Source organism: Cupriavidus mimosae (assembly GCF_023952485.1).
Lineage (GTDB): Bacteria > Pseudomonadota > Gammaproteobacteria > Burkholderiales > Burkholderiaceae > Cupriavidus > Cupriavidus taiwanensis_C.
Genome location: NZ_JALHRY010000008.1, coordinates 32,351 through 52,479 on the forward strand (window position 1 = coordinate 32,351; position 20,129 = coordinate 52,479).

Consider the following 20,129-nt stretch of genomic DNA (forward strand, 5'->3'; position numbering starts at 1 on the left):
AAAGCAGGGAAAGGCGCGTGCAGGCGCGTGCGTCATGCACCCGCGGCAGTGGCGATGTCGGCCGCCGGCTGCCTCGCGGCCTCGTCCGGCACGGCGCGGCGCACCGGGTAGAGGTCGTAGTCGGTCATGCGGAAGCTGGCGGTGGCGCGGCGGAACTGCCAGGTGAAGCCCGGCCACAGCGTGGTGTTGCGGCCGCTGCGCGGGTCGATGTACCAGCTGGCGCAGCCGCCGGCCGACCAGATCGCATGGCCCAGGCGCGCCTGCAGCCGTTCGTTGAAGCGGCGCTGCACCGGCTCGCGCACGTCCACCGCCTGCACGCCGTCGCGGCGCATCTGGCGCAGCGCGTCGGCGATATAGGCCACCTGCGACTCGATCATGAACACCATCGAGCTGTGGCCCAGGCCGGTGTTGGGCCCGACCACGAAGAACAGGTTGGGAAAGCCCGCGACCGTGGTGCCGAGGTAGGCCTGCGCGCCGTCGCGCCAGGCATCGACCAGGTCGACGCCGCCGATGCCGGCGATCACGCCGCGCGGCAGCGGGTCGGTGGCGTGGAAGCCGGTGCCGAGGATGATGCAGTCCGCCGGCCGGCGCGTGCCGTCGCGCAGCACCACCGCATCGCGCTCTACGCGCGCGATGCCGGTGGTGACCACGTCGACGTTGTCGCGCGTGAGCGCCGGGTAGTAGTCGTTGGAGATCAGCACGCGCTTGCAGCCGATGGTGTAGTCCGGCGTCAGCGTTGCGCGCAGCGCCGGGTCGCGCACCTGCCGCGCCAGATGGCGGCGCGCGACGCGCTCGACCACCTGCATGATCTTCGGATGCAGCACGAAGCCCAGCACGCGCGACTCCAGCATCCAGTAGATGCCGGTGCGCACCAGCGTCTGCGTGAACGGCAGGCGGCGGAACAGCCAGCGCTCGGCGGCGCTGACCTCGCGGTCGGGCTTGGGCATGATCCACGGCGGGGTGCGCTGGTACAGGTCCAGCTGCGCCACCTGGGGGGCAATCTGCGGCACGAACTGGATCGCGCTGGCGCCGGTGCCGATCACCGCCACGCGCTTGCCGCCCAGCGCATACGCGTGGTTCCAGTGCTGCGAGTGGAAGCACTCGCCCTCGAACGTGTCCAGCCCCGGGATATCGGTATACGACGGCCGGCTCAGCCCGCCCATGCCCGACACCAGCACGCGCGCCCGCACCACCTTGCCGTCGGCCATCTGCAGCCGCCACAGCTGCGCGGACTCGTCCCAGGCCGCGTGGCGCAGCTCATGGTGCAGGCGCAGATGCGGACGCAGGCCGAAGCGGTCGGTGCAGTCTTCCAGGTAGGCGCGGATTTCCGGCTGGGTCGAGAACATGCGCGACCAGTCCGGGTTCGGCGCAAAGGAAAAGGAATACAGGTGCGACTGCACATCGCAGGCGCAGCCGGGGTAATGGTTGTCGCGCCAGGTGCCGCCGATCGAGCCGGCCTTCTCGAACACCAGGAAATCGCGCTCGCCGCGCTCGCGCAGCCGGATCGCCATGCCCAGGCCGGCAAAGCCGCTGCCGATGATGGCGATGTCGGTGTGCTCGGGGGCAGGGGGTGCCTGTTGTGGCCACTGCGGCGACAACGCCGGCGGCAACTCCGCGGGTGCATTCATGCGCGCTCCTCACCTTTACGACAGTGTTAATTGTGACATTGATGGATGTCATCGTAGGAAGCGCGGCGCGGGTGGTCAATGCCGTGAATCGAAGGATGGTTCTAATCTTTGCGGTGTGCCAGCGGCGTCTGGAGCACATCAAACGAGGCCATAAGGCGGCCTCGCCCCTTGCACCGGGACATGGCTGCGTGCGTTTGAAACCGCAGGATTTTCTTGGGGCTTCGCCGATGACGGAGGCGTGGCCGCAACAAAGGGGCGCTAGGGGGCCCGGCCCTTGCGGCGCCAGCCATGCGGCGTTTCACCGGTCCAGCGCTTGAACGCGTGGGTGAAGGCGCTCTGTTCGGAATAGCCGAGCCGCATCGCGCACTGCGCCAGGCTCAGGCCGGGTTCGGCCAGGTACTGCCGGGCCAGCGCCTGCCGCACGTTATCCACAAGCTGTGAATAACTGATGCCCTGCGCCTGCAGCCGCCGCTGCAGCGTGCGCACCGGCAGGCCCAGGTGCGCGGCGACGTCCGCAATCGGCACGTCGCCCTGCGGCAGCCGCGCGCGGATGCAGGCACGCGCCTGCGCCAGGGCGTCGGCGCCCGCGGGCACGATCTGCTGCAGCTGGGTGTCGGCGATGCGCGTCATCTGCGCCTGCATGCCGGCATCGGCCTGCAGCGAGGGCAGGTCCAGCAGGGCGCGCTCGATATGCATGGCATGGCGCCCGGCGTTGAAGACCACGGGACAGCCGAACACCTCGGCATGCAGCCGGGTATCCGCGGGCGCGGCGTGCGGGAATTCGACCTGCGTCGCCACATGCTGGCTGCCGATCAGCCAGCGCGCAAACACCACCCAGGTGGCCATATGCAGCTCATGCGCATGGCGCGACAGCGGGCCATGCCGCGCTTGCCACGTCATGCATGCGGACTGCGGCGTTTCGATCAGGCGGGTGCCGCCGATGTCGTTGGCCAGCATTTCATAGCGGATGCCCTGCAGGATGGCGTCGCGCACGGTGGGCGTGGTCAGCACCACGTAGCCCATCTCGGCATAGTGGCGCGGCGCGAAGGCGGCGCCGGCGCGCAGGCCGACATCGGCATCGCCGGTGGCCTGCTCCAGCCAGTTCAGCAGCGCGAGGTAAGCCACGCCGGGAATGCGCGTGGCGGTCTGCGCCTGCGCCCCCGCGTCCAGCAACGCCGGCGGCACGCCGACGGCGCGCAGCTGCTCGGCCGGGGCAATGCCCTGGCGCTCGCCGTGGTCGAGCACGGCGCGAAGGTAGGCGAGCGAGACGGTGCCGGATGCGGTGCCAAATGCGGTGCCGGACGCGGGATCAGGCCCGGTGCCGGCCTGCATACCACCGGCACCGCCATCGGACGGGTTGGCGCGTGGCATCAAAAAACCTGTCATGCGGGATCAAGACCGGGCACCGATCTTTATCCAAACTCCGGACAGCGTCAATGCGGGCCTGCCCGCCCGCACCGCAGAGCAAAGACAACAGACCGACGCAAGGAGACCCGATGCGCCCCAACCCTCATCACCGCCGCGACGCGGCCGCTGCCGATGCGCTGCACGCGCTGACGCGACGCGGCTTCCTCAAGGTGGGCCTTGGCTTCTCGGCCGCGCTGGCGTGTACCGCGCTGGTGCCGTCGCTGGCCGGCTGCTCGTCCGCCGATCCCGCCCCGCAGGCGGGCATGTCGTTCCTGCGCCCGGACGACGTGGCGATGTTCCGCGCGCTGCTGCCGGCCATCGTCACCGAACTGGCCGAGGCCCCGCCACCGCGCCAGGCCGCGCTGGCGCACGACGCGCTGCGCAATATCGACACTACCTGCGCCGCCATGGGCACAGGCGCGCAGGCCGAGCTGCGCAAGCTGTTCGGCCTGCTGGCCAGCACGCCGCTGCGCTGGGCCCTGGCCGGCATCCGCCAGGACTGGAGCGTCGCCACGCCGGCGCAGGTGCAGGCCTTCCTGGCGCGCTGGCGCGCCAGCCGGCTGGCCACGCTCAATGCCGGCGCGGTGGTGCTGGTCAAGCTCGGCAGCGTGGGCTACTACGCGCTGCCGGCCGCCTGGGCCGGCTGCGGCTATCCCGGCCCCGACGCGGCCGTCTACCGGGCGCTGCACGCCTGAACCCGACATGGCCATCGACAATCTCTACGATGCCGGCATCGCCGCCGGCTGGAAGGTGCTCGACGCCGGCACCTTCACCGCCCCGCGCACGCTCGACGCCGACGTCGTCATCGTCGGCAGCGGCGCGGGCGGCGGCATCAGCGCCGAGGCCCTCAGCCGCGCCGGCCTGCGCGTGGTGCTGCTGGAGGAAGGCGCGCTGCGCACCTCGGACAGCTTCCGCGACATGGACGAGAACCGCGCCTACCGCGAGCTGTACCAGGAGGCCGCGGCGCGCACCACCGCCGACGGCGCCATCGCCATCCTGCAGGGCCGCGCGGTCGGCGGCAGCACCACGGTCAACTGGTCGTCCAGCTTCCGCACGCCGCCGCAGACGCTGGCGCACTGGGCCACGCACCACGCCGTCACCGGCCACGGCGAGGCGGAGATGGCGCCATGGTTCCGGCAGGTGGAGGCACGCCTGGGTATCGCGCCGTGGGCGATGGCGCCCAATCCCAACAACGACGTGCTGCGGCGCGGCTGCCAGACGCTCGGCTGGGAATGGCACGTGATCCCGCGCAACGTGAAGGGCTGCTGGAACTCGGGCTATTGCGGCTTTGGCTGCCCGGTCAACGCCAAGCAGTCGATGCTGGTGTCGACCATTCCCGCCGCGCTGGCCAGCGGCGCCACGCTGGTGCACCGCGTGCGGGTGCGCACGCTGGACCATGACGGCAAGCGCGTGCGCTCGGTCACCGGCGAAGCGCTGGGCGCCGACGGGTATACACCGACGGGCGTCAGCGTGGTCGTGCGCGCCCGGCACGTGGTCGCCGCCGGCGGCGCCATCAACACGCCGGCGCTGCTGCTGCGCTCGCGCGTGCCGGACCCGCATCAGCGGCTGGGGATACGAACGTTTATCCATCCGGTGAATATCAGCATCGCCAAGATGCCGGAGCGCATTGATCCTTATTATGGCGCGCCGCAATCCGTCGCCTCCGACCACTTCCAGTGGCAGCACGGCGCGACTGGGCCGATGGGCTACAAGCTGGAGGTGCCGCCGATGTTCCCCGGCATCAGCGCGGGCGTGGTCAACGGCGTGGGCGAGGCGCTGCGCCGCGACATGGCACAGCTACCGCATACCAACGCGATGCTGGCGCTGCTGCGCGACGGCTTCGTGCCGGAAAGCCCCGGCGGCAGGGTGCGCCTGGCGTCCGACGGCAGCCCTTTGCTGGACTACGAGATGACGGACTACGCCTGGGACGGCGTAAGGCGCGCTTGGCTGAGCATGGCGCAGGCGCAGTTCGCCGCCGGCGCCGAACGCGTGCGGCCCGCGCACCTCGACGCCGCCGAATACCGCAGCTGGCCCGAAGCACGCGAAGCCATCGCGCGGCTGCCGCTCAAGCCGTTCCGCACCGCGCTGTTCACCGCGCACCTGATGGGCGGCTGCGGCATGAGCGACGACCCGCGCGGCGGGGTGGTCGACAGCCGCGGCCGCCATCACCAGCTGGCCAACCTGTCGGTGTTCGACGGCTCGGTGTTCCCGACCAGCGTGGGCGCGAATCCGCAGTTGTCGGTGTTCGCGCTGAGCGCTCAGAACGCCGACGCGCTGGCGCAAAACCTCACGTCATGATGCATTCTCGCGAGACCGGCACGACCTGGTCTGGCTGTGCAGGCATGCGGCCGGCATGCCCGCTGCATGGCGCGTCGGACCATGCCGTGCGATGGCCCACACCACACCGGTTTTTAGAATGTCCATTCCAATTCAGCGCTTGTGAAACGCCCGAAGCCGTGGATAGGCTTCGTACAGCTGTTTCAAGCATCCGTATGCCGCCAGAGCAGGGAGCGGACAGCGCAGCAAATTGCACAGGGGTTTATCGCGGTACAGAAGAGAGAAGCGCCCCCATGAAGACCGGCAAAAGCTCGGCAGGAGACACCAAGGCCCGGATTCTCGACGCCACGGAAAAGCTGTTCACCGAGGTCGGCTACGAAGCCACCTCCCTCAGGCAGGTCACCTCGCGCGCCATCGTCAACCTGGCCGCGGTGAACTACCACTTCCGCAGCAAGGACATCATGATGCACGCCGTGCTGAGCCGGCGCCTGGACCCGCTCAACGCGCGGCGCCTGGCGCTGCTCGACGCATGCGAAGCGCGCTGGCCCGGCCACGCCATCCGCTGCGAGCACGTGATGGGCGCGCTGTTCGTGCCCGCGCTGCAGATGGCGCGCGACCCGTTGGTGGGCGGGCCGTCGTTCCTGCGGCTGCTGGGGCGCGTGTATTCGGATACCTCGCCGTTTATCCAGCAATACCTGCTGGAGCACTACGCGCCGGTGTACGGCCGCTTCTTCGATGCCTTCGCGCGCGCCATCCCGGCGCTGCCGCGGCACGAGCTGGGCTGGCGCCTGCAGTTCGCGCTCAAGGCACTGGCCGGCGTGCTCGCCGGCGAGGAACTGGCCAGCCTGCTGCCTGCCTTCACGCAAGGCCGGCAGATGAGCGATGCGCACGTGCTGGCCCAGCTCACCGCGATGGTCGAGGCCGTGCTCAACGTGGCGCAGCCCGGCGCGGACCAGCTCTCGGCGCTGCAGTCGGTGTTCGAGCTGGGCGAGGAGCAGCAGCACGGCGGGCAGCACAGCGGCCAGCGCGCCGGCAGTCCCGCCAATGATCCGGATGCCCGCGTGGCCGCGACCGCGGCCACCATGGATGAGGCGGCCAGCCATGCCGCCGCCGCCCTCGGCAAGGCCCGCACCGGCGCACGCACCGTGCGCAATGCGGGCACCAAGCGTGCCGCCGCGACCAGCGTGCCAGTGCGCGCGCGCGAGCACACCGTGAGCTTCCCCAGCAACCCGCTGGATGACTGGATGCGAATGCGCAGCCGGACGTAGCGGCATGCGCCACTGCCGGTTACCGCCGGCACGGCGCCGCCGCGCTCACGCAACCTGAACCGTCGATCCACCCCAGCGGGGCCGCGCCGCGGCCCTGTGGACCCCGTGCGCGCGGCCGCTTGCCGCCGGCGTTGCGGTGACCTGTTCGCTTTGCCCGTCTTGAGGAGGAAGTTGCCGTGCCAATCCCTGCACCGATCCGACCATCGAACCCACTGCGCCGCCTTGCCGTTATCACCGGCGCCGTCATCGGCCTGCTGGCCGCGCCGCTGGCGTATCCGCCCGTGGCCATGGCCCAGCCGGCCAGCGCGGCCGCCGCCACAGGCACGGCCTATGACGACCTGACTTCGGCACCGCAGGCCGCGCTGTTCTCGCGCCAGGTCGCTAGCGGCGAGCTCGCGCGCCTGTCCGACGCGCAGGTGCTGGCAGTGTTCCAGGCGCTGCAGCCCGATGCGCTGCTGAAATGGGCGCGCGCCGAGATGAACCGCTACCCCGAATACGAGTACTGGATGTCGCGCCAGGAGCGGCTCAACGGCCAGTGGCAGGACCAGCCCGCGAAGATGCAGATCCGCTACCGCCATGCGCCGCGCCAGCTCTATGCCAGGTGGCTGCCCGGTGGCGCGCAGGCGGGCCAGGAAATCCTGTATGACGAAACCCGCCGCAAGGACGAGATGTACGGCCACCTGGGCGGCATGCTGGGCTTTACCTCGATGTGGATCGCGCTGGACGGCTCGCTGGCGCGTTCGCAGTCCAACCATACCGTGCGCGACCTGGGCTTCCAGTACGTGCTGTCGATGCTCGAGCGTGACGCGAAATCGCTGCGCGCCGCCGGGCTCTCCGAGAAATACGGCAAGGCCGAGATCGTGCAGGAGCAGGGCGTGCGCATGGTGGCACTGACCTGGGACTTGCCGGCCGGCGCGCCGCAGTACTACGCCAAGCGCGTGCAGCTGATGCTGGACCTGAAGCATCCGTATATCCGCGTGGAAACCGCGTGGGATGCCGACGGCAACATGGTCGAGAAGATCGTGTTCGACAAGCTGGTGCGCAAGACCTTCGAGGCCGCGGCGTTCGACCCGGCCAATCCCGAGTATCGCTTCTGACGCGGCATGCGCCGCGCGCGGCCGCGCCCGTTTGGAACGGCCGCTCTATTGACGCTGAAACCCGCGCGCGGCGACAGTCGCCGCTCACGACAGGATCCGGACGCAGAGCCGGACCACCGATCCGGCAACCGGGGTCGCAGGAAAAATCAGGAGACAGGCAATGACCATGTCGAGGCTTTGGCGCAGCACTTTGGTTGTGACAGGGGTGAGTGTGGCCGCGGCGCTGGCCGGCTGCGGTGGCGGCGGCAATGAGGAAGCGCCGCGCGCTGGCACGCAGGCGCCGCCGCAATGCGCGGACACGGGCACGTGCCCGGCGCAGGGGCCGGTCACCATCGGCGGCCCGCCCGGATCGCTGTGCCCGGCGGCACTGGACTACGGCACCACCTTCACCGGCGGCTCCGGCGCAGGCGAACTGGTGAAGCTGCGCTTCGATACCGCGGCGCGCACCTACCAGCTGGAAATCATCGAGTCGCCGGTGCCGAAGCAGCCCGGCAGCGTCAGCCCGACGCGCGCGGGCGCGACCTTCACCGGCACCTTCGCCAACCTGACCTCGCTGCCCACCGCCGAGCAGAACCGCTGCGCGGTGGCGCTGCAGACCGCCACGGCATCGGACGGCGTCTCGCAGGCGACCATCGACAGCGCCAAACCGCCGGTGATCTTCCTCGGCAACGGCGTCGCCGGCGGAGGGATTCCGGGTGCCACCATCTCCTATGCGGGCGTGCTCGGCCTCGGCGCGATCCCGGCCACCACGTTCCCGTTCTACCCGGTGCTGGCGTTCGCGCAGACCGAGACCGACTTCACCAGGGTGGCCGGCAGCTACAACCTGCTGGGCTACCACCAGGTGCCGTCCGGCGGCTCGCTGACTTCGTCGAGCCACTTCACGCCCGCCACCGCGCAGACCACCGAGACGCTGAACGCCGACGGCAGCTGCACCACGGCGGCCGGCAGCTGCCGCAGCACCGGCAACAACTGGAAGCTGCGCAGCGCCGACGGCGCCTTCGAAAGCAGCAATGCCGATGGCAGCCGCCGTTATCCGTCGTTCCAGAGTGCGGCCATCACCAGCAACAACGCCAGCCGCGCCAAGGGGCTGATGGTGGTGGGCAAGCTCGACGGCGCGCTGGTGCCGCTGCTGGTGCGCACCGGCTATGCGCAGATCTCGCTGCTGCCGCTGACGGTCAATGTCGACGATGAATCCGGGCTCGCGCTGATGGCGCCTGCCACCACCGTCGCCAGCGGCCGGCTCGACGGCGGCTATATCGGCTCGGGCAGCGACTTTGCCTACACCGCGTCGCTGATCAAGGGCGCGCGCGTCGACCTGCTCGACCCGATGACGATGAACCAGACCGGCGGCTTCCAGCTCGACTTCACGCAGGCCGCGGCGGGCATGGTGACCACCACCGACAACAGCGGCACCACGGGCGCGCTGATCGCCAGCGGCCGCGTGTTCAGCCATTTGTCCGGTACCGGCGGCAGCAGCCCGACCTTCCGCGTGGGCGTGCTCGCGGCACCCTGATCGCAGCGCAGAGAAAACAACGAGGAGACCAAGCCATGCAGCCCCATCAGATTATCCTGCCGCGCCCATCGGCCGTGCCGGCGCGCGCACTGGCCGCGGCCGCCACCGCCATGCTTGCCGCCTGTGGCGGTGGCGGCGGCGGCGACGACGCCCCGGCCACGCCGACGGCCGCGCAGACGCGGCTGTGTCCGGCTGCGCTGGACTACAACACCACCTTCACCGGCGGCACCGGCTCGGGCGAACTGGTCAAGGTGCAGATCGACACCACCCGCATGACCTGGCAGGTGACCTTCCTGGACTCCTCGGTGCCGCGCCAGCCCGGCACCGTGCAGCCCACGCGCAGCGATCCCACCAACGGCCTGAACGTGATGCGCGGAACGCTCAAGGCCGAGACCGGCCTGCCCACCGAGAAGCTGAACCAGTGCGCGTTCGAGCTGAGCGGCGCCAGCCTCGATCCCAACCGCCCGGCCAAGCTCTTCGTCGGCGAAGGCGTGGCGGGCGGCACCATCCCGGGCGCGCGCATCCAGTTCAACGGCGTGCTCGGCGCCGGGGCGGTGCCCGATACCACCTTCCCGTACTTCCAGTTCATCGGCTTCGCGCAGACCGAGACCGACCTGTCGAAGATCGCCGGGCAATACAACGGCACCGGCTTCCACGAGGTGCCGTCCAAGCAGTTCCAATTGGTGGCGCAGGACTACCGCATGGCGCTCGCCGCCGACGGCTCGTTCACGGTCTGCGACAACGCCACCAGCACCTGCGAGCGCAAGGGCAACAACTTCGTGCCGCAGCCCAGCGGCGCGCTGCTGTCCACCAACTACAAGGCCGAGAGCCAGCCGCCCACGCTGGGCAGCACGCTGGGCAAGGCCTACCTGATCGTCGGCAAGCTGCGCGGCCAGCTGGTGCCGATCATGATCCGCGTGGGCTATGCCAATGACTCTCTCGCCAACGGGCCCCTGGGCGCCGACGACGAGATCGGCATCGGCATGATGGCGCCCGCGGTGGCGGTCACCGAGGGCACGGTCAATGGCGAATACGTCGGCGTCGACAGCAGCTTCAACTACCGCGTGACGGCGCTGGTGGGCGCCGCCGCGACCATGATGGATCCGTTCCGGCCGTCCGATGCGTCGCTGGCGATCCCGTACCGGCTGGACTTCGCGCAGCAAGTCCCGGGCGTGGTCCGCACCTCGCGCCGCGAGGCGCCCGCCGGCTCGGCGCCGACCGGCAAGCTGATGTTCACCGGGGGCGTATTCGGCTTCCTGGAGCAGCGCGACAGCGGCCCGTACTTCACCGTCGGCGCGTTCGTGCAATAAGCCGGCCCAGGCCCGGGGCCATCGCAGCCCCGGCGCCCTCCATCGATGCATCACCAGTGACTTCACTGCCCGGGGATACAACATGAAGACCTTGCACCTGACGCTTGCGCTGGTGCTGGCCGCGCTGGCCAGCATCGCCGTGCCTGCCCATGCCCAGAAGAAGGGCGACAACGTGGTCTCGGCCGGCTGGTTCCATATCCGGACCCATGGCCAGAGCGATCCGCTCACCACCTCGCTGCTGGACGTGCCGATCAACTACCCGCTCGGGCTGCCGTCGAGCTTCACCGCGCCGGGCAGCAGCATCTCGTCGTCCAACGCCAATACGCTGGGGCTGACCTTCAGCCACTTCGTCACCGACCATATCGCCATCACGGCGGTGGGCGGCATCCCGCCCGAGTTCAAGCTCTATGGCCATGGCGAGCTGATCCCGCCCGGCCCGGCCGGCGCGCTCGGCCGCCAGAGCCTGGGCGACCCGGCGCTGAACCCCATTATCACCAAGGCGCGCCAGTGGAGCCCGGCGGCGATGGTGCAGTATCACTTCCTGGAACCGGGCACGCGCTTCCGGCCGTTCCTGGGGCTCGGGGTCTCGTACAACTTCTTTACCAACATCGAAGTCAATCCGGCCTTCGCCAGCTCGGTCAACAACAACCTCGGCGCCATCCTGGCGGCGGGCGCAGGCATTCCGGGGCCGACCTCGGTCAGCGCCGATGCCTCGTCGTCGTGGGCGCCGGTCTTCAATATCGGCGGCACCTACAACTTCGACGAGCACTGGGGACTGACGGCGGCGGTCACCTACATCCCGCTTAAGACCACCTCGACGATGACGATCAAGGCGGCCAACGGCACGGTGCTGTCGACGTCGAAGACGAAGCTGGAGCCGAATCCCCTGGTGTTCTTTGTGGCGGCTTCGTACAAGTTCTGAGGACGAAAAAAAGCCAGTGTCGAAACCACTGGCTTTTGTCGCATGAACCGCTGCCGGGGTACTCCCTCTCCCGCAAGCGGGAGAGGGGAGCAAACCCTCGGCAAGTGTTACTGCGTCACCGTTCCCTGTTGCGCCGGCGCCTGCTGCGCCACCGCGCTGCTCTCCTGCAAGCCGCCGCCCAGCGACCGGTACAAATCGATCGCATTGTTCAGCCGCAGCTGCCGCGCCTGCACCAGCGCCTGCTCCGCGGTGAACAACTGGCGCTGCGCATCGAGTTCGTCCAGGTAGCTGGCCACGCCGCTGCGGAAGCGCAGGCGCGCCAGCTCGTAGCGCGCCGCCTCGGCGTTGCGCACCTGTTCCTGGCCTGCGACCTGGTCTTCCAGCGTGCCGCGTGCCACCAGCGCGTCCGCCACTTCCGCGAAGGCCGTCTGGATGGTCTTCTCGTAGCTGGCGACCTGGATGTTCTTGCGCACGTTGGCCAGGTCCAGGTTGGACAGGTTGCGGCCGAAATCGAAGATCGGCAGCACCAGCTGCGGCGCGAACGACCAGGCGCGCGTGCCGGCATCGAACAGCCCGGAGAACGTCGGGCTGATGGTGCCACCGCTGGCCGTCAGCGTGATGCGCGGAAAGAACGCCGCGCGCGCCGCGCCGATATTGGCGTTGGCCGACAGCAGCTGCTGCTCGGCCTGGCGGATATCGGGACGCTGCTCGAGCAGGTCCGACGGCAGCCCCGGCGGAATATCGCTGATGATGCGCTCGTCCGACAGGCGCATCGGCTCGGGCAGGTTCTCGATGGTGCCGATGGGCTTGCCCACCAGCACTTCGAGCGCGTTATGCGCCTGCGCGCGCTGGCGGGCCAGTTGCGCCGCGGCGACGCGCGCCTGCGCCACCAGCGACTCGTTGTCGCGCAGGTCCAGCGCCGAGGTGGCGCCAGCCTCGAAGCGCTGCTTGGCCAGCCCGTATGTGCTTTCGCGCGCCTTCAGGGTGTCGCGCGCCAGCTCGTACTGCTCGGCGTAGGCGCGCTCGGCCAGGTAGGCCTTGGCGACTTCCGAGACCAGCGAGATCTGCGCCGAGCGGCGTGCCTCTTCGGTGGCGAAGTACTGCGCCAGCGCGGCATTGGACAGGCTGCGCACGCGCCCGAAGAAATCGAGCTCGTACGACGAGATGCCCAGGCCGACCTGGTACACCTCGGTCACGCCCGGCTGCCCGAGCACCGTCGCCGCCTGGGCGGCGGTGGTGCGGGCCCGGGTGTAGCTGCCGTTGACGTTGACCGTGGGCAGCAGGTCGGCGCGCTGCACCTGGTACAGCGCGCGCGCTTCCTCGATGCGCAGCGCCGCGGTGCGCAGGTCGCGGTTGTTTTCCAGCGAGGTCGCGATCAGCGCCTGCAGGCGCGGGTCGCGGAAGAACTCGCGCCAGCCGATGTCGGCGGCGCGGCGGGTTTCACCGCTCTTCACCTCGGCGGTGGCATAGCCTTCGGGCGCCGTCGGGAAGCTGTCTGCCACCGGCGGGGCAGGGCGGTCATAGTGGGGCGCCAGCGTGCACCCCGTCAGAACGCCGGCCACCAGCAGCAGTGTGGTCAGAGTCTTGGTCATGTTCAGATTTCCTCCTGCGGGTCGTGCCACTTCTGGTCCAGCATGCGCTGACGCTGGCTGCCCTTGAAGCGCTTGCGCACCACCACGAAGAACACCGGCACCAGGAAGATCGCCAGCACCGTGGCCGTGATCATCCCGCCCATCACGCCGGTACCGATGGCGCGCTGGCTGCCCGAGCCCGCGCCGGTGGCGATCGCCAGCGGCAGCACGCCCAGGATGAACGCCATCGACGTCATCAGGATCGGGCGGAAACGCAGGTGCACCGCTTCCAGCGTGGCTTCGACCAGGCCCTTGCCTTGCGCCTGCAGGTCCTTGGCGAATTCCACGATCAGGATGGCGTTCTTCGCCGACAAGCCGATCGTGGCGATCAGGCCCACCTTGAAGTACACATCGTTGGGCATGCCGCGCAGCGTCACGCCCAGCAGCGCGCCGAGCACGCCCAGCGGCACCACCAGCAGCACCGAGAACGGGATCGACCAGCTCTCGTACAGCGCGGCCAGGCACAGGAACACGATGATCAGCGACAGCGTGTACAGGATCGGTTCCTGCGAGCCGGCCAGGCGCTCTTCATACGACTGGCCCGACCACTCGAAACCGAAGCCCGGCGGCAGCTTGGCGAAGTTCTCTTCCATCACGCGCATGGCTTCACCGGTACTGCGTCCCGGTGCGGCCTGGCCCGCGATCTTCACCGCCGGCATGCCGTTGAAGCGCTCCAGGCGTGGCGAGCCCATGATCCACTTCGACGTCGCGAACGCGGCAAACGCCACCATGTCGCCGTTGCTGTTCTTCACGCGCAGCTTGGTCAGGTCGTCCGGAAGCCGGCGGTCGGCGCCCTCGGCCTGCACGATCACCTTGCGCACCCGGCCTTCATAGATGAAGTCGTTGACGTAGCTGGAGCCGAACGCGATCGACAGCGTCGAGTTGATCTCGGCCACCGACACGCCCAGCGCACGCGCCTTCTCGCGGTCGATGTCGATCTGCAGCTGCGGCGCGTCTTCCTGGCCTTCGGGGCGCACGCCCATCAGCACCGGATTCTGCGCGGCCATGCCGAGCATCATGTTGCGCGCTTCCATCAGCTTGGCATGGCCCTGGCCGGTGCGGTCCTGCAGGCGGAAGTCGAAGCCCGAGGAGTTGCCCAGCTCGGCGATCGCCGGCGGATTGAGCGGGAAGATGATCGCATCCTTGATGAACGACAGCGCGCCGAAGGCACGTCCGACCAGCGCCTGCGCGGTCTCGCCGTCGCCGGTGCGCTCCTTCCAGTCCTTCAGGCGCACGAACGCGATACCGCCGTTCTGGCCGCGGCCGAAGAAGGAGAAGCCCGCCACCGTGATCATCTGGTCCACCACCTTGCTTTCCTTCTGCAGGTAGTAGTCCTCGATCTGCTTGAGCACGCCGATGGTACGGTCCTGCGTGGCGCCGTTGGGCAGCTGCACCACCGTGATCATGTAGCCCTGGTCCTCGTCGGGCAGGAACGACGACGGCAGGCGCTTGAACAGCACCACCACGCCCGCGATGATCAGCGCGTAGATGATCAGGTAGCGGCCGGTGCGCTTGAGGATGCGCGCGACCACGCCCTGGTAGCCGGTAGACGCCGTGGCAAAGGTGCGGTTGAACCAGCCGAAGAAACCCTTCTTCTCATGGTGATGGCCCGCTTCCACCGGCTTGAGCATGGTCGCGCACAGCGCCGGGGTCAGCGTCAGCGCCAGCAGCGCCGAGAACGCCATCGAGGCGATCAGCGACAGCGAGAACTGGCGGTAGATGTTGCCCACCGAGCCCGAGAAGAACGCCATCGGGATGAACACCGCGGTCAGCACCAGCGTGATGCCGACGATGGCGCCGGTGATCTGGCCCATGGCCTTGCGTGTCGCTTCACGTGGCGAGAGTCCTTCCTCGCTCATGATCCGCTCGACGTTCTCGACCACCACGATGGCATCGTCGACCAGGATACCGATCGCCAGCACCATGCCGAACATGGTCAGCACGTTGATCGAGAAGCCGAACGCCAGCAGCGCGCCAAACGTGCCCAGCAGCGCGATCGGCACCACCAGCGTCGGGATCAGCGTGGCGCGGAAGTTCTGCAGGAACAGGTACATCACCAGGAACACCAGCACCACGGCTTCCAGCAGCGTCTTGATCACTTCCTCGATCGAGATCTTGACGAAGGCCGAGGTGTCGTAAGGCACCGTGTACTGGTAGTCCGCCGGGAAGGTCTTCGACAGCTCTTCCATTTTGGCGCGCACCGCGGTGGCCGTGGCCAGCGCGTTGCCGGTCGGGGCCAGCTTGATGGCGATGGCCGCCGACGGCTTGCCGTTGGTGCGGGCCAGCGTCGAGTAGTCCGCGCCGCCCAGCTCCACGCGGCCCACGTCCTTGATGCGCACCGACGAACCGTCCGGGTTGGTGCGCAGCAGGATGTTGGCGAACTGCTCGGGCGTGGACAGCCGGCTTTCGGTGGTGACGGTGGCGTTCAGCTCGGTGCCCTTGGGCGAGGGCGTGCCGCCCAGCTCGCCCACGGCGACCTGCACGTTCTGCTCGCTCACCGCGGCGGTCACGTCCAGCGGCGTCAGGTTGTAGCCGGTCAGCTTGGACGGGTCCAGCCAGATGCGCATGGCGTACTCGGTGCCGAACAGGTCGGCCTGGCCCACGCCCGGCACGCGGCGGATCGAGTCGATCACCTGCGCCGAGACATAGTTGCCGAGCTGGATCGCGCTGGCCGTGCCGGACTTGGACGACACGGTCAGGAACATCATGTAGTTGTTCCCGGCCTTGTCCACGCGCACGCCCTGCTGGCGCACCTCCGCCGGCAGGCGCGCTTCCACGCGCTTGAGGCGGTTCTGCACTTCGACCGAGTTCAGGTCGACGTTGGAACCCGGGGCGAACGCGATGGTGATCGTCGCCAGGCCGGTCGATTCGCTGGTCGAGTTGTAGTAGAGCAGGTTGGGGGCGCCGTTAAGCTCCTGCTCGATCACCGAAGTGACGGAATCCTCCAGCGTCTTGGCCGACGCACCCGGGTAGGTGGCGGTGACCGAGATCGTGGGGGGCGCGATGTTCGGGTATTGCGCGATCGGCAACTGCATGATCGACAATATCCCGCCCAGCACGATGATCAGCGCGAGCACCCACGCGAACACCGGCCGGTCGATAAAAAACTTGGCCATAAGACTGGCTCCCTCTTTGTCTAGCCCTGTGTGCCGCGGCCGCTGGCTTCAGCCGTCGCCGCGCGGCGGTGTTCAGCCTTGCTTGCCCTCGGCCCCGGCTTCCTGCTTCGCTTCGGCCTTGGGCGCCGAGGCGGGAGCGGCGGAGGCAGCGGCCGGGGTCGCGGCCGGTGCCGAGGCGCCGGCCTGCACGAACGGCACGGCCTTGGCGGGCGCGCCCACCTTGACCTTCTGCAGGCCCTCGACGATCACCTTTTCCCCGCCCTTGAGGCCTTCGGTCACGATCCAGCGGTCACCGATCGCCTGCGGCGCCTTGACCGGCACCGCCGCGACGTTGCCGTCGGCACCCACCACCATCACGCTGGCGCCCTGGGCGCCGCGGATCAGCGCACGCTGCGGCACCGTCAGGGCGTTCTCATCCACGCCCTGCTCGATCTTCACCCGCACGAAGGTGCCCGACAGCAGCTCGCGGTTCGGGTTGGGGAACTGCGCGCGCAGCGTGATCGCGCCGGTGGTCGGGTCGACCGTCATGTCGGAGAACAGCAGCTTGCCGGTCTGCGCATACTCGCGCCCGTCCTCGACGAACAGGTGCACGCGGGCGCCGCCGTTCATGCCCTTGACCGCGCCGGACTCGATGGCGCGGCGCAGGCGCGTGACTTCCGAGGCCGGCTGGGTGAAGGTGACCCACATCGGGTCGACCTGCTCGACCAGCGCCAGCTTGGTCGCCTCGCCCTTGCCCACCAGCGCGCCTTCTGTCACCAGCGCACGGCCGGCGCGGCCGCTGATCGGCGCGGTCACGGTGGTGTAGCCCAGGTTGATCTGGGCGGTGCGCACCGCGGCCTTGGCCGAGGCCACGTCGGCGTTGGCCTGGCCGGCGGCGGCGACGGCGTCGTCGTACTCCTGCTTGCTGACCGCGTTGACCGCCACCAGCGGCTTGTAGCGGTCGGCCTTCAGGCGCGCCGACACGGCGTTGGCTTCGGCACGCTGGAGCGCGGCCTGGGCCGAGGCCAGCTCGGCCTGGTAGGGTGCGGGGTCGATGCGGAACATGACCTGGCCGGCCTTCACTTCGCCGCCTTCGGTGTAGTTGCGCGACAGCACGATGCCTTCGACGCGCGCGCGCACTTCGGCCGTGCGCACGCCTTCCAGGCGGCCCGGCAGTTCATTGACGACGGCGACCGGCGACGGCGTCACGGTGACCACGCCCACTTCAGGGGGCGGCGGGGCGCCGCCCTCGGCCTTCTTGTCGCCGCAGGCGGACAGCGCCACGGCCGACAGGGCCGCTAGTGCACAGGCTGCAACGCGACTGATACGTTGGGACTTCCTCATCGATAACCCCATGATGGCAATTTGAGATCCGCCGTGACGCCCCGGCCTGTCATCGGACAAACGGGAACGACATGGCGCGCCGCAAGGCTTTGCGGCGGGCAAAAGCGTGATGCTAGCCACAAACCGCGGCGTCGCGGTGACGATTGCGACGAACGGTGGCTTTTATGTAACGACTGGATAAATTGACCGGCTGGCCTGCGGCAGGATCGCCCGCCGTGCTGGGTAGGTCACAGTGGGCGGCTGGCCGAATGCCGGGCAAGCGCGTATTATATATACATTCAAGCATGTATGTTAAGTTGATGTTGCGCAAGGGCCTTTGGGCGCACAACCTGCGCCAGAAGGCCCGGCAAGACGCAAGACCATGCCGCTCCAGAGATCGGATCGGTACGAAATGCGTCCACTCCGCCCCCGGATCACGGCGCAAACCGCCAGCTCGGGTTAGGATGCGCGCCGTCGTGTCGGCTCGCAAGCTTGGCAATGCCCATCATGTGATGACAACGACCCGCCGTGGCCCAGGCCAACGGCATGTGCGGCTGCCGTGGCAGCCGCATCAGGGAGAGAACCAACCAGGCCGGCCATGCGCGCCCCGATCGCGCCATGCCGCCGGCACCAGAGACAATCATGGTCAGACGCACCAAGGAAGAGGCGCTTGAGACGCGCCACCGGATACTCGACGCGGCCGAGGCCGTGTTCCACGCCCGCGGCGTGGCACGCCCGTCGCTGGCCGACATTGCCGAGGCGGCGGGGGTGACCCGCGGCGCGATCTATTGGCACTTCAAGAACAAGAGCGATGTGTTCGCCGCCATGTGCGACCGCGTCCATTTGCCGGTGGAAGCGCTGATCGAGCCGGAGCGGCTGGCGCGCCAGGAAGACCCGCTCGGTGGCATCCGCGACATCTGCGCCTATGTGATGCGCCAGACCGTGATCAACCCGCGCTGGCGCCGGGTCTTCGAAATCATCTTCCACAAGTGCGAAATGGTGCAGGACAACGGCGCCATCTTCGAGCGCCAGCGCCAGTCGCACCAGGACGGCCTGGTCAAGATGCGCGAGCACCTGCGCCTGGCCGTGGAGCGCGGCCAGCTGCCCGCCGATCTGGACCTGGACCTGGCCGTCAACGCCTTCCATGCCGCGGTGGGCGGGGTGCTGGCGCACTGGCTGTTCTCGCCCCAGGACTTCAACCTCGACGCCAATGCCGAGCGCCTGTCCGACGCCTTCATCGATACCCTGAAGTTTTCCCCGGCGCTGCGCCACGGCTACGTGCCGCGCCCGATGGCCGAGCTGGACCAGGAGCTGTCCACGCTGTGCCGGCAGGCCTGCGCCGGCGCGCAGGACGGCGGCCTCGATACCCCCGACCTGGTGCCCTGAGCCGCACCGCGGCGGTTCGCGGCGGTTCGCTACAGCTACGCTAGCCGCGCATCGCCTCGCGCCAGCGCGCCAGGAACGCGCGCTTGCGCATCGCGTCCTGCGCCGCCAGCAGGCCCGGGCCGACGCTGATCGGCTTGAGCGCGTAGCCTAGCCGCTCCGACAACGCCGCGGCGGTGTGCACGCTGTCGGTATCGGTGCGGATGGTATAGAGCTGCGAGGTCGACTTGGCCAGCAGCGCCTGGCCCTCGCGCGACAGCAGGTAGTCCAGCCACAGCCGCGCCGCATTGGGCCGCGGCGCGCGCCGCGCGATAAAGGCCACGCGCGACATCACCAGGGTGTAGTCGCTCGGGGCGATCACGTCGATGGCGGCGCCGCGCTGCATCAGCGACAGGGCATAGGACCCCAGCAGGTTGTAGCCCATCACCAGCTCGCCGCCGGCGATGCGCTCGATCATCTCCGCGGTGGACGCCGACAGCTGCACCCCGGCACGGCCCAGCGCCTGCGCCAGGTACCAGAACTCGCTGCCCATGCGCGCGTCCTGCTGCGCCAGCAGGTAGCCCACCCCCGAACGCTCCACGTCATACGTCACCACCTTGCCATGCCAGCGCGGCGCGTGCTCCTGCAGCAGCCGCGCCAGCCCGCTGCGGCTGCGCGGCGGGCGCATGCCGGCCAGGTGGTGGCGGTTGTAGACGATCACCGCGGGCTCGAAGGTGGTGCCCCAGGCCTCGTCGCGCCACACCGCCCAGCCCGGCAGGCCGGCGCGCTCTGGCGAGGCGTAGCGCTGCGCGTGGCCGTCGTTGACCAGCTTGATCTGCAGGTCCATGGCGGTGCTCCACAGCACATCGGCAAAGATGGCCCGCGGCCCCGGCGGCTGGCCGGACAGCGCCGCGGTTTCAGCCAGGAAGCGCTGGTTGAGTTCGACCGTGTTGAGATCCTGGTAGTGCACGCGGATGCCGGGGTAGCGCGCCTCGAACGCGGCAATCAGCGGGCGCGCCACCTCCAGGTCGGTCGACGCGTACACCGTGACCATGCCTTCGCGCAGCGCGCCGGCAATGGTGGCGTCATACCCCGACGGATACCCCGGCGGCGCAGCCGGCGGCCTGGACTGGGCATGAAGGGGCCATGCGGCGGCGCCCAGCAGCGCGGCGCCCAGCAGGCGGCGGCGCCGTCCCGAAGGGGGCGAAGCGCAGTCGGTCAGACACGGCGGGGAAGGTTGGAACGGCTGGGACGAACGCGGGGACACGGTGCTCGGGACGGAGGGACTGCCGGTGG

General features: G+C 69.1%; 14 protein-coding genes. 8 read left to right on the top strand and 6 right to left on the bottom strand.

Annotated elements, in window-relative coordinates:
- Positions 1–32 precede the first annotated feature (32 nt).
- Positions 33–1,628, bottom strand: a complete 1,596-nt coding sequence (locus MKD50_RS16225; protein ID WP_252667722.1) for a flavin-containing monooxygenase — start codon at positions 1,626–1,628, stop codon at positions 33–35.
- Positions 1,629–1,886: 258 nt separating this feature from the next.
- Positions 1,887–2,999, bottom strand: coding sequence for an AraC family transcriptional regulator (locus MKD50_RS16230; protein WP_252667723.1), 1,113 nt, complete (start codon positions 2,997–2,999; stop codon positions 1,887–1,889).
- Positions 3,000–3,124: 125 nt separating this feature from the next.
- Between MKD50_RS16230 and MKD50_RS16235 the strand changes: the two genes are divergently transcribed.
- The 7 genes from MKD50_RS16235 (at position 3,125) to MKD50_RS16265 (ending at position 11,422) form a co-directional block, all read left to right on the top strand.
- A complete protein-coding gene (locus MKD50_RS16235; RefSeq protein ID WP_252667725.1) occupies positions 3,125–3,730 on the top strand; it encodes a hypothetical protein in 606 nt (201 codons plus the stop codon).
- Between the two features lie 7 nt (positions 3,731–3,737).
- The gene (locus MKD50_RS16240) at positions 3,738–5,333 is read left to right on the top strand and encodes a GMC family oxidoreductase (RefSeq protein WP_252667727.1); all 1,596 of its coding nucleotides are present in this window, start codon (positions 3,738–3,740) and stop codon (positions 5,331–5,333) included.
- Positions 5,334–5,605: 272 nt separating this feature from the next.
- Entirely contained in the window at positions 5,606–6,580 is a 975-nt protein-coding gene (locus MKD50_RS16245) for a TetR/AcrR family transcriptional regulator (RefSeq protein ID WP_252667728.1), read from the top strand.
- A 212-nt stretch (positions 6,581–6,792) separates the two neighbouring features.
- The gene (locus tag MKD50_RS16250) at positions 6,793–7,677 is read left to right on the top strand and encodes a DUF1571 domain-containing protein (protein ID WP_252667917.1); all 885 of its coding nucleotides are present in this window, start codon (positions 6,793–6,795) and stop codon (positions 7,675–7,677) included.
- A 160-nt stretch (positions 7,678–7,837) separates the two neighbouring features.
- The gene (locus MKD50_RS16255; protein ID WP_252667729.1) at positions 7,838–9,190 is read left to right on the top strand and encodes a DUF2957 domain-containing protein; all 1,353 of its coding nucleotides are present in this window, start codon (positions 7,838–7,840) and stop codon (positions 9,188–9,190) included.
- A 35-nt stretch (positions 9,191–9,225) separates the two neighbouring features.
- The gene (locus MKD50_RS16260) at positions 9,226–10,500 is read left to right on the top strand and encodes a DUF2957 domain-containing protein (protein ID WP_252667730.1); all 1,275 of its coding nucleotides are present in this window, start codon (positions 9,226–9,228) and stop codon (positions 10,498–10,500) included.
- Between the two features lie 82 nt (positions 10,501–10,582).
- Positions 10,583–11,422 (top strand): OmpW/AlkL family protein, encoded by an 840-nt coding sequence (locus MKD50_RS16265; RefSeq protein ID WP_111520645.1) that lies wholly within the window; start codon positions 10,583–10,585, stop codon positions 11,420–11,422.
- A 107-nt stretch (positions 11,423–11,529) separates the two neighbouring features.
- Here MKD50_RS16265 and MKD50_RS16270 read toward each other — a convergent pair whose 3' ends face one another.
- The 3 genes from MKD50_RS16270 to MKD50_RS16280 form a co-directional block, all read right to left on the bottom strand.
- Positions 11,530–13,014: an efflux transporter outer membrane subunit gene (locus MKD50_RS16270; RefSeq protein ID WP_252667731.1), complete on the bottom strand. Its 1,485-nt coding sequence runs from the start codon at positions 13,012–13,014 to the stop codon at positions 11,530–11,532.
- A gap of 2 nt (positions 13,015–13,016) precedes the next feature.
- Positions 13,017–16,169 carry an efflux RND transporter permease subunit gene (locus MKD50_RS16275; protein ID WP_252667732.1) on the bottom strand — a complete coding sequence of 1,051 codons (3,153 nt, stop codon included), beginning with the start codon at positions 16,167–16,169 and terminating at the stop codon, positions 13,017–13,019.
- A gap of 72 nt (positions 16,170–16,241) precedes the next feature.
- Positions 16,242–17,492: an efflux RND transporter periplasmic adaptor subunit gene (locus MKD50_RS16280; protein WP_252667733.1), complete on the bottom strand. Its 1,251-nt coding sequence runs from the start codon at positions 17,490–17,492 to the stop codon at positions 16,242–16,244.
- Positions 17,493–18,113: 621 nt separating this feature from the next.
- Here MKD50_RS16280 and MKD50_RS16285 point away from each other — a divergent pair.
- Complete coding sequence (locus tag MKD50_RS16285; RefSeq protein WP_115703056.1) at positions 18,114–18,857, top strand: TetR family transcriptional regulator; 744 nt, start codon at positions 18,114–18,116, stop codon at positions 18,855–18,857.
- A gap of 40 nt (positions 18,858–18,897) precedes the next feature.
- Here MKD50_RS16285 and MKD50_RS16290 read toward each other — a convergent pair whose 3' ends face one another.
- Positions 18,898–20,100, bottom strand: a complete 1,203-nt coding sequence (locus tag MKD50_RS16290) for an ABC transporter substrate-binding protein (RefSeq protein ID WP_371925358.1) — start codon at positions 20,098–20,100, stop codon at positions 18,898–18,900.
- Between the last annotated feature and the right edge of the window lie 29 nt (positions 20,101–20,129).

What these genes read in the sequence shown, in the direction of transcription:
- MKD50_RS16225 (WP_252667722.1), bottom strand. Translation starts at nt 1,628, where the DNA reads ATGAATGCACCCGCGGAGTTGCCGCCGGCGTTGTCGCCGCAGTGGCCA.
- MKD50_RS16230 (WP_252667723.1), bottom strand. Translation starts at nt 2,999, where the DNA reads ATGCCACGCGCCAACCCGTCCGATGGCGGTGCCGGTGGTATGCAGGCC.
- MKD50_RS16235 (WP_252667725.1), top strand. Translation starts at nt 3,125, where the DNA reads ATGCGCCCCAACCCTCATCACCGCCGCGACGCGGCCGCTGCCGATGCG.
- MKD50_RS16240 (WP_252667727.1), top strand. Translation starts at nt 3,738, where the DNA reads ATGGCCATCGACAATCTCTACGATGCCGGCATCGCCGCCGGCTGGAAG.
- MKD50_RS16245 (WP_252667728.1), top strand. Translation starts at nt 5,606, where the DNA reads ATGAAGACCGGCAAAAGCTCGGCAGGAGACACCAAGGCCCGGATTCTC.
- MKD50_RS16255 (WP_252667729.1), top strand. Translation starts at nt 7,838, where the DNA reads ATGACCATGTCGAGGCTTTGGCGCAGCACTTTGGTTGTGACAGGGGTG.
- MKD50_RS16260 (WP_252667730.1), top strand. Translation starts at nt 9,226, where the DNA reads ATGCAGCCCCATCAGATTATCCTGCCGCGCCCATCGGCCGTGCCGGCG.
- MKD50_RS16265 (WP_111520645.1), top strand. Translation starts at nt 10,583, where the DNA reads ATGAAGACCTTGCACCTGACGCTTGCGCTGGTGCTGGCCGCGCTGGCC.
- MKD50_RS16270 (WP_252667731.1), bottom strand. Translation starts at nt 13,014, where the DNA reads ATGACCAAGACTCTGACCACACTGCTGCTGGTGGCCGGCGTTCTGACG.
- MKD50_RS16275 (WP_252667732.1), bottom strand. Translation starts at nt 16,169, where the DNA reads ATGGCCAAGTTTTTTATCGACCGGCCGGTGTTCGCGTGGGTGCTCGCG.
- MKD50_RS16280 (WP_252667733.1), bottom strand. Translation starts at nt 17,492, where the DNA reads ATGAGGAAGTCCCAACGTATCAGTCGCGTTGCAGCCTGTGCACTAGCG.
- MKD50_RS16285 (WP_115703056.1), top strand. Translation starts at nt 18,114, where the DNA reads ATGGTCAGACGCACCAAGGAAGAGGCGCTTGAGACGCGCCACCGGATA.